The 17,798-nt window shown below is 72.9% G+C and carries 3 protein-coding genes; all 3 read right to left on the minus strand.

Going from position 1 to position 17,798, the window contains the following annotated elements; all coding sequences use genetic code 11:
* Positions 1-7,043: amino acid adenylation domain-containing protein (locus tag ACFZDE_RS23675; protein ID WP_391202632.1), on the minus strand; the 7,043-nt coding region annotated here is incomplete at its 3' end.
* A gap of 110 nt (positions 7,044-7,153) precedes the next feature.
* Positions 7,154-7,360 carry an MbtH family NRPS accessory protein gene (locus ACFZDE_RS23680; RefSeq protein WP_391202635.1) on the minus strand — a complete coding sequence of 69 codons (207 nt, stop codon included), beginning with the start codon at positions 7,358-7,360 and terminating at the stop codon, positions 7,154-7,156.
* Positions 7,361-7,435: 75 nt separating this feature from the next.
* Positions 7,436-17,650 carry an amino acid adenylation domain-containing protein gene (locus ACFZDE_RS23685; RefSeq protein WP_391202638.1) on the minus strand — a complete coding sequence of 3,405 codons (10,215 nt, stop codon included), beginning with the start codon at positions 17,648-17,650 and terminating at the stop codon, positions 7,436-7,438.
* Positions 17,651-17,798 lie beyond the last annotated feature (148 nt).

Below are 17,798 nucleotides of genomic sequence, written 5' to 3' on the forward strand. Positions count from 1 at the left end.
AGGTGGTGGGTGGTGATGTCCTGGTAGGTGACGTGGACGGTGGTTTCGGTGATGCCGTACATGTTGACCAGGCGGGTGGTGGGGGTGTCGTAGTGTTCGAACCAGGTCCGTACGTGCTTGGGTTCGAGGGCTTCACCACCGAAGATCACCCAGCGCAGCGAGGGAAGCCGCTCTTCGCCCGCCTCCGCCGCGTGCTCCACCAACTCGCGGAACATCGACGGGGTCTGGTCGAGCACCGTGACCCTCTCCTGCCGCATGAGTTTCCACATGGCGTCGGGGTTGCGTGCCGTGTCGTGGGGGACGATGACGGCTCGGCCGCCGTTCATGAGGGCGCCCCACAGTTCCCAGACGGAGAAGTCGAAGGCGTAGGAGTGGAAGACCGTCCACACGTCGTCCGGCCTGAACCCGTAGAGATCCTGGGAGTTGGCCATCAGGTGCAGGACGTTGTGGTGCTCGACGGCCACGCCCTTGGGTCGGCCGGTCGATCCGGAGGTGTAGATGACGTACGCCAGGTCCGAAGCCGATACGTCTGACCTGGGAGGTGTGCTCGGCAGCCCGGACAGAATGCCGTGCTCGGCGTCGATGTCGACGATGTGGATGTCGTCGGTGGGCAGGTTGCCGTTGAGTCCGCGGTGGGTGACCAGGATCGTGGCCTGGGAGTCTTCGAGCATGTAGGCGAGTCGGTCGGCCGGGTAGGCGGGGTCCAGGGGGACGTAGGCCGCACCGGATTTGAGGATGCCGAGCAGGCCGACTGCCATCTGGGTGCCGCGTTCGACGGACAGGGCGATCAGGTGTCCTGGTCCGGCGCCGAGCGAGGCGAGATGGTGGGCGAGGCGGTTGGCTGCCTGATCCAGTTCGCGGTAGGTCATGTGCTCGCCGGCGCAGGAGACGGCGACGGCGTTCGGTGTGGCCTGCGCGCGTGCGGTGACCTGGTCGTGGATGGTGCCGTCCCAGGGCGCGACGCCGGGGGTCACCGCCCAGTCGTGCAGCAGCCGCTCCCGCTCACCCGGGGCGAGCATCGGCAACGCGGAAACCGCCCGGCCGGGGTGGTCCACCATGCCGGTGAGCAGGGCGTTCAGATGCGCGGCCATCCGCTCGACCGTGTCGGCGTCGAACAGATCGGGATCATAGGCGAGGGCGTACGCCAGCTCGTCTCCCGCGTAGGCGATCAGGTTCAACGGGAAGTTGGTGACATCGGCACCCTCCAGGCCGTGCAGCCGCACGCCGTCGGACGGGCCGGTGTCGCCGTCCACGGGGAAGTTCTCGAACGCCACCAGGCTCTCGAAGAGGTTCGTGCCGCGTTCGACACGGCTCCATCCCTGGATGCGGGGCAACGGCACGTACTCGTACTGGCGCGCCTCGACCTGCGCCTGCTGCACACGGGCCAGCCATTCGGCGACCGGTGCGTCACCGTCGACGGCCACGCGCACCGGCAGGGTGTTGATGAGCATGCCCACCATGGAGTCCACACCCGGCAGATCGGCCGGACGACCCGACACGGTGGCGCCGAACACCACGTCCCGCTCCCCGGCGTACCGGGACAGCAGCAGCGCCCAGGCGCCCTGCACCACCGCGTTCACGGTGAGCCGATGACTCCGGGCGAACGCGTACAGGCGTCGCGAGACGTCCGATCGGAGCCGCGTCACCATCCGCTCCGTGGACTGCGCACGGTGGCTCGCGGCGGGACGCCGGTCGTACGGCAGTGCCGTGGGATCGGTGAACCCGTCCAGCAGCGTCCGCCAGTAGGCCTCCGCATCGGACAGGTCCTGCCCCTCCAGCCACTCCACGTAAGCGCTGAACGGGCGCCGTACCGGCAGCAGCGGTTCCTCACCGGCGGCCAGCGCCCGGTACGCGGTGGTCAGATCGTCGAGCATCTGGAACGTGCTCCAGCCGTCCAGCAGCACGTGGTGAGAGGTGCGCACCACCCGTACGGACGTGTCCGAGGTACGCGCGACGGCGATCCTCGCCAGCGGGGCCACCGACAGGTCGATGCCGCGTTCCCGGTCGTCCGCCAGATATCGCTCCAGCTCCTCGCCCTGCTCGGCGGAGCTCAGTCCGCGCCAGTCGACATGGACGACCGGTGTGTCCACGTGCCGGCGCACCACCATGAGCGGGCGGTCCACGCCCTCCCACGCGACGGCACCCCGCAGGACCTCCAGGTGGTCCGTGACGTGCCGCCAGGCCCGCTCCAGCAGGGCGGGGTCGGTGACACCGTCGAGGACGAAGCTCATCTGCTCGAAGTACGCGCCGGTCCCGGGCTCGGAGAGCGTGTGGAAGAGCATGCCGCTCTGCATGGGGGTGAGCGGGAAGATGTCCTCGACGTCCCGGCCGTCACCGGCGATCCGGTCCACGGCCGCCTGGTCGAGACCGGCGAGCGGGAAGTCGGACGGGGTCGCCCCGCCACTCGCCGGGTCCTGGCAGTGCTCCACCAGGGCACGCAGCGCGGCCACATACTCACCGGCCACCCGCTCCACCGTCGACCGGTCGAAGACCTCACCGGAGAAGATCCACGTGAAGCCGAGGCTGCCGTCCTCGACCATGCCGACGACATCGAGGAGGTACGGGCGGGGCTCGTCCGCCGCGTGGTCCTGGCCGAGGACGGGCAGGCGGTCGCGGACCAGCCCGTCACGCGCCGTCGTGCCGTCCCACTGACCGAGATAGTTGAAACTGATGGGCGGGAGCCGGTCCGCGCGCAGCTCGTGGCCCGGCGTGCCCGGCGGGGACAGGAAGCGGAGCGCGTCGTAGCCGAGACCGCGGCCCGGCACAGCCCGCAGTTGCTCCTTGACGGACTTGAGGGACTCGCCCCAGTCGCGCCCGTCGGGAAGCGTCAGGGCGACGGGGAAGTGGGTGGTGAACCAGCCGACCGTGCGCGACAGGTCCACGTCGTCGAACAGTTCCTCGCGGCCATGCCCCTCCAGTCCCAGGACCAGCCGGCCGGTGCCTGTCCAGTCGGCCAGGACGCGGCCCAGCGCGGTGACGAGCACGTCGTTGATCTGTGTGCGGTACACCGAGGGGAGGCGGTGCAGCAGCGCCCCGGTCTCCTCGCGGCCGAGGCGCACCTCGACGCTCTGCTCGGCGGCCGTCACATTGCGGCCGCCGGGGTGGTCCACGGGCAGCGCGGGCGCTCCTCCGGGATCGACTGAGCGCCAGTGGTCGAGCTCGTGGTCGAGGGCGCCGGAGCGGACGTGTGCGGTCAGGCGGTCCGCCCACTGCTGGTAGCTGCTGGTCTTGTGGCCCAGGTCGGCCGGGCGTCCGCCGGCGAGCTGCGTGTAGGCGGTGGACAGGTCCTCCAGGACGATCCGCCACGACACCCCGTCCATGACGATGTGGTGGACGGCGAGGAACAGCCGCGGCGCGGCGCCGTCGCCGAAACGGAACAGCACACCCTTCACCAGGGCGCCGCTCTCCAGGTCGAGGGCGCGCTGCGCTTGCAGGGCCGCGCTGTTCAGCACCTCTTCCGTGTTCTCGACGTCGGCGATGTCGCGGACCGTGAGGAGGCCGGACGAATGGTCGCCGTACTCCTGGATCCAGGTGCCGCCGTCCCGGGCGTAGCGCATGCGCAGCGCGTCGTGGTGGGCGACGACCGCGCCGAGCGCCCCCTCCAGCAGTGTGGCGTCCGTACCGGGAGCCAGCTCCAGGTGGGCGGACATGGCGTAGTGGTCCGGGTCGACGGTGTGCTCGTCGAGGAACCAGCTCTGGATGGGGGTGAGTTCGACCCGTCCTGACACTTCGGTGGGTGTGTCCGTGGAGGCTTTCTCGGTGGTGGTGACGTGGGTGGCGAGGGAGGCGATGGTCTGGTGGAGGAAGAGGAGGCGGGAGGTGAGGTGGAGGCCGTGCCGGCGGGCGCGGGAGACGGTTTGGATGGCGAGGATGCTGTCGCCGCCGAGGTCGAAGAAGTTGTCGTGGATGCCGATGTGTTCGTTGCCGAGGACGTCGGTCCAGATGGTGGTGAGGGTTTCCTCGGTGGGGTTGCGGGGCGGGGTGTGGTCGGTGTGGGTGTGTGTGGTGGTGGTGGTGGTGGGGTCGGGGGCGGGCAGGGCGCGGCGGTCGACCTTGCCGCTGGGGGTCAGGGGCAGTTGCTGGAGGGGCACGTAGAGGGCGGGCACCATGTAGTCGGGCAGCGAACCCGACAGATGGGAGCGCAGCTCGGACACCCGGGCACCGGCGTCGGCACCCTCGGTCACCACGTACGCCACGAGTCGCCGCCGGCCGCTGTCGTCCTGCCAGGCCAGCACCACCGCGTCACACACGTCCGGGTGGGTCAGCAGCGCGCTCTCCACCTCGCCCAGCTCGATACGGAAACCCCGGATCTTGACCTGGTCGTCGGCCCGGCCCAGGAACTCCAGATCCTCCGAGGCCAGCCAGCGCGCCCGGTCACCGGTGCGGTACAGCCGGTCGCCCGGCACGAAGGGGCTCTCCACGAACCGCTGGGCGGTGAGCTCCGCCCGCCCGTGGTAACCGCGCGCCACACCGGCGCCGCCGATCCAGATCTCGCCCGGCACACCCGGCGGGACGAGACTGCCGTGCGCGTCGAGCACATAGACCCGGGTGTTGGGCAGCGGGCGGCCGATCGGCACGTACACGCGGCCGCGCAGGCTCTCCTCGTCCGGGGTGAAGACCGTCGAGTCGACGGTCGCCTCGGTGCCGCCGTAGGCGTTGACGACGACGCAGTCGTGACGGATGCGGCGGAGCAGGGCGCGGCAGTCCTCGACCCGCCACCCCTCCGAACCGACCGAGATCAGCCGCAGCGGCGGGAACACCCCACCGCGCCGCTCGACCTCCTCCAGCACGGCGTTGAGGAGCGAGGGGACGATCTCCAGGCCGGTGGCGTCCGTCTCGGCGATCAGGTCGAGCAGCGCCGACGGTTCGGTGGTGACGTCCTTCGACGCGATGATCAGGGCCCCGCCGAAGGGGACGGAACGGATGAGGTCGGCGAAGAACAGGTCGACGGAGAGGCTGGACACCGACAGGAAGCGCGGCCGCATCTCCTCCAGGTCGTACCGCTCGGCCCAGGCGCTGAGGATGTGCCGGACATTGCGGTGCTCGACGGCGACGCCCTTGGGCTCGCCGGTCGATCCGGAGGTGTAGATGACATAGGCCAGGTCCCCGGCGGTGACGGCGGTGCGCGGCGCGGTGCCGGGCAGCCGGTCGATGGTGTCCCGCTCCGCCTCCACGTCGACGATCCGCAGGCCGTCGCCGGCGGGCAGGCGGTCGCGCACCGCTGACTGGCTGACGACGATCCGGGCCCCCGAGTCCGCCAGCATGTACGCGAGGCGATCGGCCGGGAAGCCCGGGTCGAGCGGCACGTACGCGGCGCCCGCCCGCAGGATGCCGAGCAGCCCGACCGCCATGGCGGAACCGCGCTCCAGACTGAGACCCACCAGGGAGCCGGGCCCGGCGCCGAGGGACACGAGGTGGTGGGCGAGCCGGTTGGCCCGTTCGTCCAGCTCCCGGTGGGTCAGCGTGGCGTCCTCGGCGACCACGGCGACCGCGTCCGGGGTGCGGGCGGCCTGCGCCGCCATCCGCTCGTGGATCAAGGGGCCATCGCCCACCGGCAGTTCCGTGGCGTTCCACTCCACGGTGACCTGACGGCGTTCCGCGTCGGTGAGCAGGGGCATCGCCGCCACGGGCCGGTCCGGGTCGGCCACCGCACCGGCCAGGAGCACGCCGAGCTGCCCGGCCAGCCGGGCGATCGTACGCTCGTCGAAGAGTTCCGTGCTGTACTCGACCAGGCCGCGCAGTCGCCCGTCCCGTTCCTCGAACTCGAAGGTGAGGTCGAACAGGGAGGCGTCGCGCTCCAGCGGGTACGCAGAGACCGTCGCGCCGGACAGGGCCAGGGAATCGGCCGGGGCGTTCTGCAGGACGACCATGGCCTGCACGAGCGCGGTGCGGCTCGGATCGCGCTCGGGTTGGAGCGTCTCGACGAGCTTGTCGAACGGGACGTCCTCATGGGCGAACGCGTCGAGGACGGTGTCCCGGACGCGGCCCAGCAGCTCCGCGAACGTCGAGTCCTGCTCGACGCGGGTACGCAGGACGACGGTGTTCACGAGGAAGCCGACCAGCTGCTCGAGCTCCCGGTGCCCACGCGCGGCGGACGACGTGCCGAGCGCGATGTCCTCCTGGCCGGACCAGCGGGCGAAGACCGCCTTCACCGCGGCCGTCAGCACCATGAACAACGTCGCGTTCCGCTCGCGGGCCAGGTCCTTCAGCCCCGCCACCGTTTCGGCGGGCAGGTCGAAGCCGTGCACCGCGCCGGTGGAGGAGCGTACGGGGGGTCGTGGCCGGTCGGTGGGGAGGTCGAGGGGGGTGATGCCGTGGAGTTGTTCGCGCCACCAGTGGAGGTGTTCGTCGAGCAGGCCGTCGTCTTCGAGGCGGGTGCGTTGCCATGCGGCGAAGTCGGGGTATTGGACGGTGACTTCGGGGAGGCTGGGTCGGCGGTTGTGGGTGTGGGCGGTGTACAGCTCGGTCAGTTCGCGGGTGACGATGCCCATGGACCAGCCGTCCGTGACGATGTGGTGCATGCCGAGGACGCAGATGTGTTCGTCGGCGGCGAGGCGTACCAGGAGCACGCGGACGAGCGGGCCGTTGCGCAGGTCGTACGGGCGGGTCATCTCCGCCCGCACGGCGTCCCGCGCCTCCTCCTCGTCGGCGGCGTCGGCGGTCACCCAGTCGGGGTCGAGGTGATCGTGGACGATCTGCACGCCCCGGCCGTCCCGGGCGTCGAACGTCGTCCGCAGCGCCTCGTGACGGGCGACCAGGTCCCGGACGGCGCTGCGCAGCGCCTCCGTGTCGAGGGGCCCGCTGATCCGCACGGGCAGTGCCGAGTGGTAGTCGGCGCCACCGGGCGCGAAGTCCTCCAGGAACCACAGGCGTTGCTGGCCGAAGGAGAGCCGCAGATCGCTCTCGCGGGACACCGCCGGGACCAGAGGCGCGGCGGTGCCGGTGGCGGCCCCGCCCTGGCCGGCCAGCCGCCGGGCGAGGGCCTCGCGCAGTCGTTCGGGGAGAGCGGCTGTCCGGTCAGCGCGAGAGGACGGCGTGTTCATGTGGCGGAATCCCCCAGGGAGTTGCTGGTCGGCGGGTCGAGAAGGAGGCAGGCCCGTCCCGCCCCCGCGCCGTCAGTGGCTGCGGTGGGCGGGTACGGGGTGGCCGGGGCTCAGGCGGTGGTGGAACGCAGCCGGCGCGGCCGCATGTCGGTCCAGTTCGCCTCGACGTAGGCGAGGCACTCCTCGCGGGGCCGGTCGGCGAGGACCGTCTCCCAGCCGGCCGGGACGGCCGTGCCGGTGGGCCACAGCGAGTGCTGGCCCTCCTCGTTGACGAGGACGTCGTACGAACGGTCGGACTTCTCGAAGGGGTTGGACACGAGGGAACCTCTCGGGGTGGAGATCGGAGGGTGGAGGGTGGAGGTGCGGTGAGGGGAGAAACGGGGGCGGCGCGGTCAGGAACTGTCGGCGGCCGCTTCCAGCTCGGCCAGGATCAGCTCCTCGACGCCGGCCGCGGTCTCGGCGACCGTCGGCCCGTCGAACAGCGCGCGCGGTGACATCGCGGTGCCGAACAGGGCGTTGATCCGCGACACCGTGCGCAGGGCGAGCAGGGAATCGCCGCCGAGGTCGAAGAAGTCGTCCCTGGACCCGACCCGTTCGGCCCCCAGCAGCTCCTGCCACACCTCGGCGATGAGCTCCTCGGTGGGAGTGGCCGGTGCCTGGTACTCCGTGCCGGTGGCGAGACCGTGTTCCGGGGCCGGGAGTGCCCTGCGGTCGACCTTGCCGTTGGCGGTCAGTGGCAGGGCGTCCAGCGTGGTGAACAGTGCCGGGATCATGTGCTCGGGCAGCGACGACGCCAGATGGGCGCGCAGCTCGGCGGCCGTGGGCACCGGTGCCCCCGCGACGGGGACGACATGGCCCACGAGGACGGTACGGCCCGGCCCCGGGTCCGGGTGCGCGACGACGGCCGCGTCCCCGACCGCCGGATGCGTCACGAGCACGGCCTCGACCTCGCCGGTCTCGACCCGGAACCCGCGGATCTTGACCTGGCCGTCGGCGCGGCCGAGGAACTCCAGCGTGCCGTCGGCCCGCCACGCCACCAGGTCCCCGGAGCGGTACATCCGGGTACCGGGGGCGCCGAAGGGGGCGGCGACGAACCGCTCCGCCGTCGGCCCCGGCCGCCCGAGGTAGCCGTGGGCCAGACCGTCGCCGGCGATGTACAGCTCGCCCGGCACGCCGACCGGCACCGGGGTGAGCCCCTCGCTCAGCACGTACACACGGGTGTTGGGCAGGGGACGGCCCAGCGGCACGGAGCCGTCGCCCGGGGAGCGGTGCACATCGTGGGTGGTGGTGAACGTGGTGGCCTCGGTGGGGCCGTAGCCGTTGGTGAGCCGCAGCGCGGGGTGGGCGTGCAGGACGCGCACGCAGTGCTCGGGCGAGAGCCGGTCACCACCCGCGACGAGCTGCCGCAGCCCCGAGAACACGCCGATGTCGTCGTCGGTGACCTGGTGGAACAGGCCCGCGGTGAGCCACAGATGCGTGACACCGTGCTCCTTGAGGAACCGGCCCAGCTCCGCCGTCGCCGGAAGCCCCTGCGGATGCACGGCCAGTCGCGCCCCGCGCAACAGGGCCGCCCAGATCTCGAACGTCGACGCGTCGAAGGACAGGGAGGCGAACTGGGCGACCGTGTCACCCGGTCCGACGTCCGTGTACGGAGCCTCGTGCACCAGCCGGACCACGGCCCGGTGCGGGGTGAGCACGCCCTTCGGGGTGCCGGTCGAGCCGGAGGTGTACATCACGTACGCGACGTCGTCGCAGGCCGGGGACGCGGACGGCGCCGTCGCGGGCCACGCGGCCACCGCCGAGGCGTCCCGGTCCAGGTCCACGGCCCGGGCCGCACCGGCCGGGAGCCGGTCGCGCGTCCCCTCCTCGGTGACCAGGAGCTCCGCCCCGGCGTCACCGATCATGTGGGTGAGCCGACGGGCCGGGTAGCCGGGGTCCAGTGGCAGGTACGCGGCACCGGCCTTCAGGACGGCGAGCAGCGCGGTGACCGCGTTCGCGCCGCGCTCCAGGAGCAGGCCGACGAACGTGCCCGGGCCCGCGCCCAGGGACACGAGGTGGTGGGCGAGCCGGTTGGCCCGCTCGTCCAGCTCCCGGTAGGTCACCTCCTCGTCCCCGTACGTCAGGGCGACGGCGTCGGGGCGCTCAGCGGCCCGGACGGCGAACAGCTCGGGAAGCGACGTCTCGGGCAGGGCGCGGGAGGTGTCGTTCCAGGTGTGTACGGTCAGTTCGGCCTCGGCCGCCCCGAGCATCGGCAGCGCGGCCACCGGCAAGTCCTGGCCGGCGACGGGAAGCGCGGTCAGCAGCGCCTCCAGGTGGCCGCAGAGCCGGGCCGCCGTGTCCGTGTCGTACAACTCGGCGTCGTAGGCGAGGGTGTAGGCCAGCTCGTCACCGCCGTAGGCGATGAGGTTCAGCGGGTAGTTGGTCGCCTCGGTGCCGGTCAGGCCGCGGACACGCAGCCCGTGCGCGGCGGCGGCCTCGTCGTCCATCGGGTAGTTCTCGAAGACCACCAAAGTGCGGAACAGGTCCGCGCCGCGCTCCACTTCACCGCACGCCTGGACGAGCGGCAGCGGCACGTACTCGTACTGGCGGGCCTCCACCTGCGCCCGCTGCACCTCGGCCAGCCAGTCGGCCACCGGCGCGGCCTCGTCGACGCGGACCCGCACCGGCAGGGTGTTGATCAGCATGCCGATCATCGACTCCGCGCCGGGCAGGTCGGCCGGGCGGCCCGAGACGGTGGCGCCGAACACGACGTCGTCCACCCCGGCGTGCCGGGCGAGCAACAGCGTCCAGGCGCCCTGGAGCACGGTGTTCACGGTGAGCCGGTGACTCCGGGCGAAGGCGAACAGCTCGCGGGAGGCCTCCGGCGACAGACGGCGCGCGATCCGGGCGGTGGACCTCGTGCGGTGGCCGGGCGCGCTGTGCCGTACGGCGGGCAGCGGGGTCGGCGCGCCGAAACCGGCGAGGGTGTCCCGCCAGTACCTCTCGGCCTTCGCCAGGTCCTGCCGCTCCAGCCACTCCACGTACGCGCCGAACGGCCGACGGGCGGGCAGCGCGGGCTCCCGGCCGGCAACCAGGTCCGCGTACACCCGGTAGGTCTGCGTGAGCAGGTCGAACGTGGACCAGCCGTCGAGCAGGACGTGGTGGAAGGCGCACACCAGCCGCACCGACGTGTCCGTCAGCCGGACCAGGGTGAGCCGCATCAGCGGAGCGCCGGTCAGATCGACCGGCCGGGCGCGGTCCTCGGCGAGGAGACGGCGCACGGCCTCGTCCCGCTCGGCGGCGGGCAGGGCGCGCCAGTCGAGGTGGGTGACGGGCAGCTCGGCCCTGCGGCGGACGACCATCAGCGGTCGCGGCACGTCCCGCCACTCCAGCGCCGTGCGCAGCATGCCGGTGTGGTCGGCGACGGTCTGCCAGGCGCGGGCGAGCAGTGCGGGGTCGGTGACGCCGTCGAGCTCGAAGGACATCTGCTCGGCGTAGGCGCCGGGGTCGGAGAGGGTGTGGAAGAGCATGCCGCTCTGCATGGGGGTGAGCGGGAAGATGTCCTCGACGTCCCGGCCGTCACCGGCGATCCGGTCCACGGCCGCCTGGTCGAGGCCGGCGAGCGGGAAGTCGGACGGGGTCGCCCCGCCGTTGCCCGGTCGCAGGCAGTGCTCCACCACTTCGCGCAGCGCGGTGAGGAACGCGTCCGCGAGGCGCCGCACGGTGGTGGTGCGGTGCACGTCGGGCGCGTGGATCCAGTCGACGCGCAGTTCGCCGTCTCCGGTGGCGGCCACGACGTCGATGAGGTGCGGCCGGGGCTGCTCGGGCGCCTGGTCGGCGCCGAGCGCGGCCAGGCGGGCCCGCACCAGGCCGTCGTCGCTGGTGGCGCCGTCCCACTGACCGAGGTAGTTGAAGCTGATCTCGGGCTGCGGGGCGGTCGCGAGGGCGGCCCGCGCGGGGCTGCCCGGCTCGGAGAGGTGACGCAGCGCCCCGTACCCGATGCCGCGTCCCGGGACGGCCCGCAGCCGTTCCTTCGTCGACTTCAGGGCCTGCTCCCAGTCGCCGTCCGGCACGTCCAGCGTGACCGGGTGGATGGTGGTGAACCAGCCGACGGTGCGGGACAGATCGACGTCGTCGAAGAGCTCCTCGCGGCCGTGTCCTTCGAGGGCGATGGTCACCGGCTCGCCCGCCCAGTCGCGCAGGACCCGGCCGAGCGCGGTGAGCAGCACGTCGTTGATCTGCGTGCGGTACGCGGCGGGGACCCGGTGCAGCAGCGCCCGCGTCTCGGCACGGTCGAGCCGGACGGACGTCACCGCCGCCCGGCCGAAGGTGTCGGCCCCGTCGCCCCCCTGCCCGTCACGCGGCAGCGGGCGAACGGCGGCGGCCGTCTCCTTCCAGTGGTCGAGCTCGTGGTCGAGGGCGCCGGAGCGGACGTGTGCGGTCAGGCGGTCCGCCCACCGCTGGTAGCTGCTGGTCTTGTGGCCCAGGTCGGCCGGGCGTCCGCCGGCGAGCTGCGTGTAGGCGGTGGACAGGTCCTCCAGGACGATCCGCCACGACACCCCGTCCATCACCAGGTGGTGCACCGCCAGGAACAGACGCGGCAGCCGCGACGGGCCCAGGCGGAAGAACACGCCCTTGACCAGGGTGCCGCTCTCCAGGTCGAGGGAGCGCTGCGCGGCGAGGGCCGCCTCGTGCAGTTCCGCGTCCCGCTCCTCGGCGGCCACCGCGGACAGGTCCCGTACGGTCAGCCGCAGCGCTGTGGCGTCGGTGTCGCCGTACTCCTGGATCCAGGTGCCGCCGTCCCGGGCGTAGCGCATGCGCAGCGCGTCGTGGTGGGCGACGACCGCGCCGAGTGCCCGCTCCAGCAGCCCCGTGTCGGTGTCCGGGGCCAGCTCCACCTGCAGGGACATGCCGTAGTGGCCGGGGTCGACGGTGTGTTCGGCGAAGAACCAGTCCTGGATGGGGGTGAGTTCGACCCGTCCCGATACTTGGGTGGGTGTGTCCGCGGAGGCCTTCTCGGTGGTGGTGACGTGGGTGGCGAGGGAGGCGATGGTCTGGTGGAGGAAGAGGAGGCGGGAGGTGAGGTGGAGGCCGTGCCGGCGGGCGCGGGAGACGGTTTGGATGGCGAGGATGGAGTCGCCGCCGAGGTCGAAGAAGTTGTCGTGGATGCCGATGTGTTCGTTGCCGAGGATGTCGGTCCAGATGGTGGTGAGGGTTTCCTCGGTGGGGTTGCGGGGTGGGGTGTGGTCGGTGTGGGTGTGTGTGGTGGTGGGGTCGGGGGCGGGCAGGGCGCGGCGGTCGACCTTGCCGCTGGGGGTCAGGGGGAGTTGCTGGAGGGGCACGTAGAGGGCGGGCACCATGTAGTCGGGCAGCGAACCCGACAGGTGAGAGCGCAGCTCGCCGGGGGACAGGTCGCGGTCGGCCACCAGGTAGGCGACCAGGCGCCCGCGACCTGCCTCGTCGCGATGGACGACGACCACCGCGTCGCGCACCTCCGGGTGACGGCCCAGCGCTGTCTCGATCTCGCCCAGCTCGATGCGGAAGCCGCGCAGCTTCACCTGGTCGTCGGCGCGGCCCAGGTACTCCAGGCTGCCGTCCGCCCGCCACCGGGCCACGTCGCCCGAGCGGTACATCCGGTCGCCCGGCTCACCGTGGGGGTCGGCCGTGAACCGTTCCGCGGTCAGGCCCGGCCGCCCGTGGTAACCGCGCGCCAGGTGAGGGCCGGCGATGTACAGCTCGCCCGGCACACCGACGGGCACCGGCCGGAGAGCCGCGTCGAGCAGCCGTACCCGCGTGTTGGGCAGCGGCGTCCCGATCGGGGGCACGGCCCCGCCGGTGAGCGGCGCGCTCATGGTCGCGACGACGGTCGACTCGGTCGGGCCGTACGCGTTGACCATCCGCCGGCCGGGTGCCCAGCGGGACACCAGGTCGCCGGTGCTGGCCTCGCCGCCGACGACCAAGGTGCGCAGCCCGTCGAGGCCTTCGGGCGTCAGGGTGGCCACGGCGGAGGGCGCCAGCAGCGTATGGGTGATGCGGCGCTCCCGCAGGAAGGTCTGCAGCGCCTCGCCGACGAGCGGACCGTGCGGCGGCATGACGAGCGTGGCGCCCGCGGGGAGGGCCATCAGGACCTCCATGACGGCGCCGTCGAAGGACGACGAGGCGAACTGCAGGACCCGGCTGTCCTCGTCGACCCCCAGCCGCTCGATCTCGGCCGAGGCCAGATTGCCGATGCCGCTGTGCGGGACGAGGACACCCTTGGGGGTACCGGTGGAGCCCGACGTGTAGATGACGTAGGCGAGGTCGTCGGGGCGCGGGCCGGGCTCGGGCGCCGTGGCGGGCAGTGCGGCGAGCGCGTCGCCCTCCCGGGCGAGATCCACGATCCGGGCGCCGGTGTCCGGCAGCCGCCGCACCAGCTCGGTGCGGGTGACGACGAGGCCGGCACCGGAGTCCCGGAGCATGAAGGCGAGCCGGTCGGCCGGGTAGCCGGGGTCGAGCGGCAGGTAGGCGGCGCCGGCCTTCATGATGCCGAGGAGGCCGACGACCGTCTCCACGCCCCGCTCGAGACACAGCCCGACGAACGTGCCGGGACCGGCGCCGAGGGACACGAGGTGGTGGGCGAGCCGGTTGGCCCGCTCGTCCAGCTCCCGGTACGTGAGGTGGGTGTGGGTGTCCTCCACGGCGGGCGCGTCCGGCCGGCGCCGCGCGGATGCCGCGACCAGCTCGGGGAACGAGCCGGTCAACGCGGGGCGCACCGGGCCGTTCCAGCCGGTGACGACCTGCTCGTACTCGGCCTCCGTCAGCATCGGCAGGGTGGCGAGGGGCCGGTCGGGCTCGGCGGTGGCGGCGCTCAGCAGCGTCGTCAGGTGCCCGGCGAAACGGGCGATGGTCGCCTCGTCGAACAGGGCCGTGCCGTAACCCACCCGGGCGGTCAGGCCGTCGCCGGTCTCGAAGAACTCGACGGTCAGGTCGAACGGCGCGGCCTCCCGGGGCACCGGGTGCCCGGCGGTGCGCAGACCGGGCATGCGCACGGGCTCGGACGGCGCGTTCTGCAGGACCACCATGGCCTGGACGAGCGGGGTGCGGCTGGTGTCACGGGTGGCGCCGGAGACGTCCACCAGACGCTCGAAGGGCACGTCCTGATGGGCGAACGCCTCCAGGACGGTCTCCTTGAGGCCCGCCAGGAGCCGCGCGTACGACATCTCGGGGTCGACGCGGGAGCGCAGGACCACCGTGTTGACCAGGAAGCCGACGAGGTGCTCCGTGCCCCGGTGGTCGCGGCCGGCGGAGGCGGTGCCGACGGCGATGTCCTCCTGGCCCGACCAGCGGGCGAAGACGGTCTTCACCGCGGCGGTCAGGGCCATGAACAGGGTCGCGCCGTGCCGCTGGGCGAGCTCCCGCAGGGCGGTGGTGGTGCCGTCGGGAACGCGGAAGGTGTACTCGGCGCCCGCCGAGGAGCGCACGGGCGGCCGCGGCCGGTCGGTGGGCAGTTCGAGCGGGGTGATGCCGTCGAGACGGCCGCGCCACCAGTCGAGCTGCCGGTCGAGGAGTCCGCCGTCCTCGATACGGCCGCGCTGCCACGCGGCGAAGTCCGGGTACTGGACGGTGACTTCGGGCAGGCGGGGCTCGCGGCCCTCGACACGGGCGGTGTACAGCTCGCCCAGTTCGCGGGTGACCACGCCCATGGACCAGCCGTCCGTGACGATGTGGTGCATCCCCAGGACACACACGTGCTCGTCCTCGGCGAGACGCGCGAGCAGCACACGGACCAGGGGCCCGGCCGTCAGGTCGTACGGGCGGTTCGTCTCCGTGCGGACGAGGTCCCGGAGCCGCTCCTCGCGCGGCCGCTCCGCGAGGCCGGTCAGGTCCTCGGCGCGCCACTCGGGGGCGAGCCGCGGGTGGACCACCTGGACGCCGCGTCCGCCGACGACACCGAACGTGGTGCGCAGCGACTCGTGCCGGTCCGTCAGGTCCTGTACGGCGGCCCGCAGCGCGGCGGTGTCGAGGCTGCCGGTGAGGCGCAGCCCCGTCGCCGTGTGGTACTCGGTGCTGCCGGGGTCGAAGTCCGCCAGGAACCAGAGGCGTTGCTGCCCGTACGACATGGGCAGGGCGCCCTCGCGCGGGGTGACGGGGATGGCCGGGTCCTCGGCGGCCTCGTCGGGGGTGAGGGAGGCGACGAGACCGGCGATGGTCGGGGTGTCGAAGAGGATGCGCGGCGGCAGGGTGGTGCCGAGCGCGGCGCGCATCCGGGAGACGGCCCGGACGGCGAGGATGGAGTTGCCGCCCAGGGCGAAGAAGTCGTCGTGGACGCCGATGCCCTCGACGCCGAGCACCTCGCGCCAGACGCCGGCGAGTGTCTCCTCGACGGCGTCGCGCGGAGCGGTCCGGTCCGCGCCGGCGCTCTCCTGGACGGAAGCCGGTGCGGGCAGGGCCTTGCGGTCGACCTTGCCGTTCGGAGTCAGCGGCAGGGTGTCGAGCACCACGACGGCCGACGGCACCATGTGGTCGGGCAGGCCTTCGGCGAGGTGGGCGCGCAGCTCCCCGGCGGACGGGCGGCGCGCTCCGGACGGCGAGACGTAGGCCAGCAGGTTGGTGTTGTGGGTGACGACCACGGCCTGGGCGACGTCGGGGTGGAGCGCGAGGGTGCTCTCGATCTCGCCCAGTTCGATGCGGAAGCCGCGCACCTTGACCTGGTCGTCGGCGCGGCCCAGGTACTCCAGGGTGCCGTCGGTGTTCCAGCGCGCCACGTCGCCGGAGCGGTACATGCGCTCCCCGGGCTCGCCGTACGGGTTGGCGACGAAGCGCTCAGCGGTGAGGCCGGGCCGCCCGTGGTAGCCGCGGGCCAGTCCGACGCCCGCGATGTACAGCTCGCCGCGCACACCCGCGGGGACCGGGCGCAGGGCGTCGTCGAGGACGTACACACGGAAGTTGGCGATGGGCCTGCCGATGGGCGGGACGGTCGCGCCGCCGAGCGGAGCGCTCATGGTGGCGCAGACGGTCGTCTCGGTCGGTCCGTAGGCGTTGACCATGCGCCGGCCGCGGGACCAGCGGCCGACCAGGTCGGCGGTGCTGGCCTCGCCGGCGACGACGAGGGTGGCGTCGGCGGGCAGCCCGCGGCCCTCGGGGAGCACGGCGACGGTGGCCGGGGTCAGGGTGGCATGGGTGACACCGTGCTCGGCGGCGTAGGACGCGAGCGGCTCGCCGGGGGCGAGGGTCTCCTTGGAACCCATGACCAGCGCGGCACCGGTCAGCAGGCCCATGCAGACCTCCCAGAAGGCCGCGTCGAAGCTGGCTGAGGCGAACTGCAGGACCCGGCTGCCGGGGGCCACGTCGAAGGCGTGGGCCTGCACGGCCGCCAGGTTGCCGATGCCGCGGTGGGAGACGAGGACGCCCTTGGGCCGGCCGGTGGAGCCCGAGGTGTAGATGGCGTACGCGAGGTCGTCGGGGGCGACCGCGGTCTCGGGGGCGCCGACCGGGTGAGTGTCGAGGACGGCCCGGTCGTCGGTGAGGTCGACGAGGGTGGCGTCCGTGTCGGGCAGCCGGTCACGCAGCTCACGCTGGGTCACCACGAGACGGGCACCGGAATCCCGGAGCATGTAGGCGAGCCGGTCGGCCGGGTACGACGGGTCGAGCGGCAGATAGGCGGCGCCGGCCTTCATGATGCCGAGCAGGCCGGCGGCCATGGCGGCGGTCCGCTCGACGCACAGGCCGACCAGGTGGTCGCGCCCGGCGCCCAGTGCCGTCAGATGGTGGGCGATGCGGTTGGCCCGCTCGTCCAGTTCGCGGTAGGTGACGGAGCCGTTCTCGTCGATGACGGCGACGGCGTCGGGGCGGGCGGCGACCTGGGCGGCGTACAACTCGGGGAAGGTGCCGGCCGGCACCTCGCGGGCGGTGTCGTTCCACACGCGGACGACCTGCTCGAACTCCCCGTCGGTGAGCAGGGGCAACGTGGTCAGGGGCAGGTCGGGTCGTTCGGCGGCGCCGGTCAGCAGGACCGCCAGATGGCCCGCGAGGCGGGCCGCCGTGGCCTCGTCGAACAGGGCGGTGCTGTGCCGGACCCGCAGGAGCCGCTCGTCGGCGGAGATCTCGAAGGACAGGTCCAGCGGGTCGAAGTCGTGCTGGGCCGGGGCGAGTTCGTCGAGATCGGCGACCATGGCCTGGACGTACGGGGTGATGCTGGTGTCCCGCGCGGGGGACAGCGCGTCGACGAGGTCGGCGAAGGGGAGGTCGTGGGCGAGGGCGTCGTCCAGTGCGCGGCGGGTGTCGCGCAGCAGGACGCTGAAGGGCGCCGAGGCGTCGACGTCGGTGCGTACGACGACGGTGTTGCCGGTGCGCGGTGAGATGGAGCCGAGGGCGATGTCCTCCTGCCCGGAGTAGCGGGAGAGCAGGGCGGTGACGGCGGCCGCGAGCACGGTCGTGCGGCCGGTGGCGTGGCGCTCGGCCAGCTCCGTCACGGCCCGGGCGGCGGAGCCGGGCAGTTCGCGGGTGTGCGGGGCGGTGGTGGTCGCGCGGACGACCGCTCGGGGCCGGTCGGCCGGGAGCTCCAGGGGCGGGACGCCGTCCAGTCGGGCCCGCCAGAACTCGATCCGGTCGGGGACTGCCGGGTTCACCGGCACGTCGGCGCGAGCCACGTGTGTACCTCCAGAGAAGGGCGGCTTCCGGGCATGGGTGGGCCAGGGCAGGGGCGAGGAAGCCGGACGATCGAAAGAAGACGGGGGAGAGGGGCCGTCGCGGCGCTGACCGCAGCGTGGTGACGTGCGGCCGGGGCGGTTCCGCGGC

The sequence above is a fragment of the Streptomyces sp. NPDC007929 genome (assembly GCF_042959065.1).
Lineage (GTDB): Bacteria > Actinomycetota > Actinomycetes > Streptomycetales > Streptomycetaceae > Streptomyces.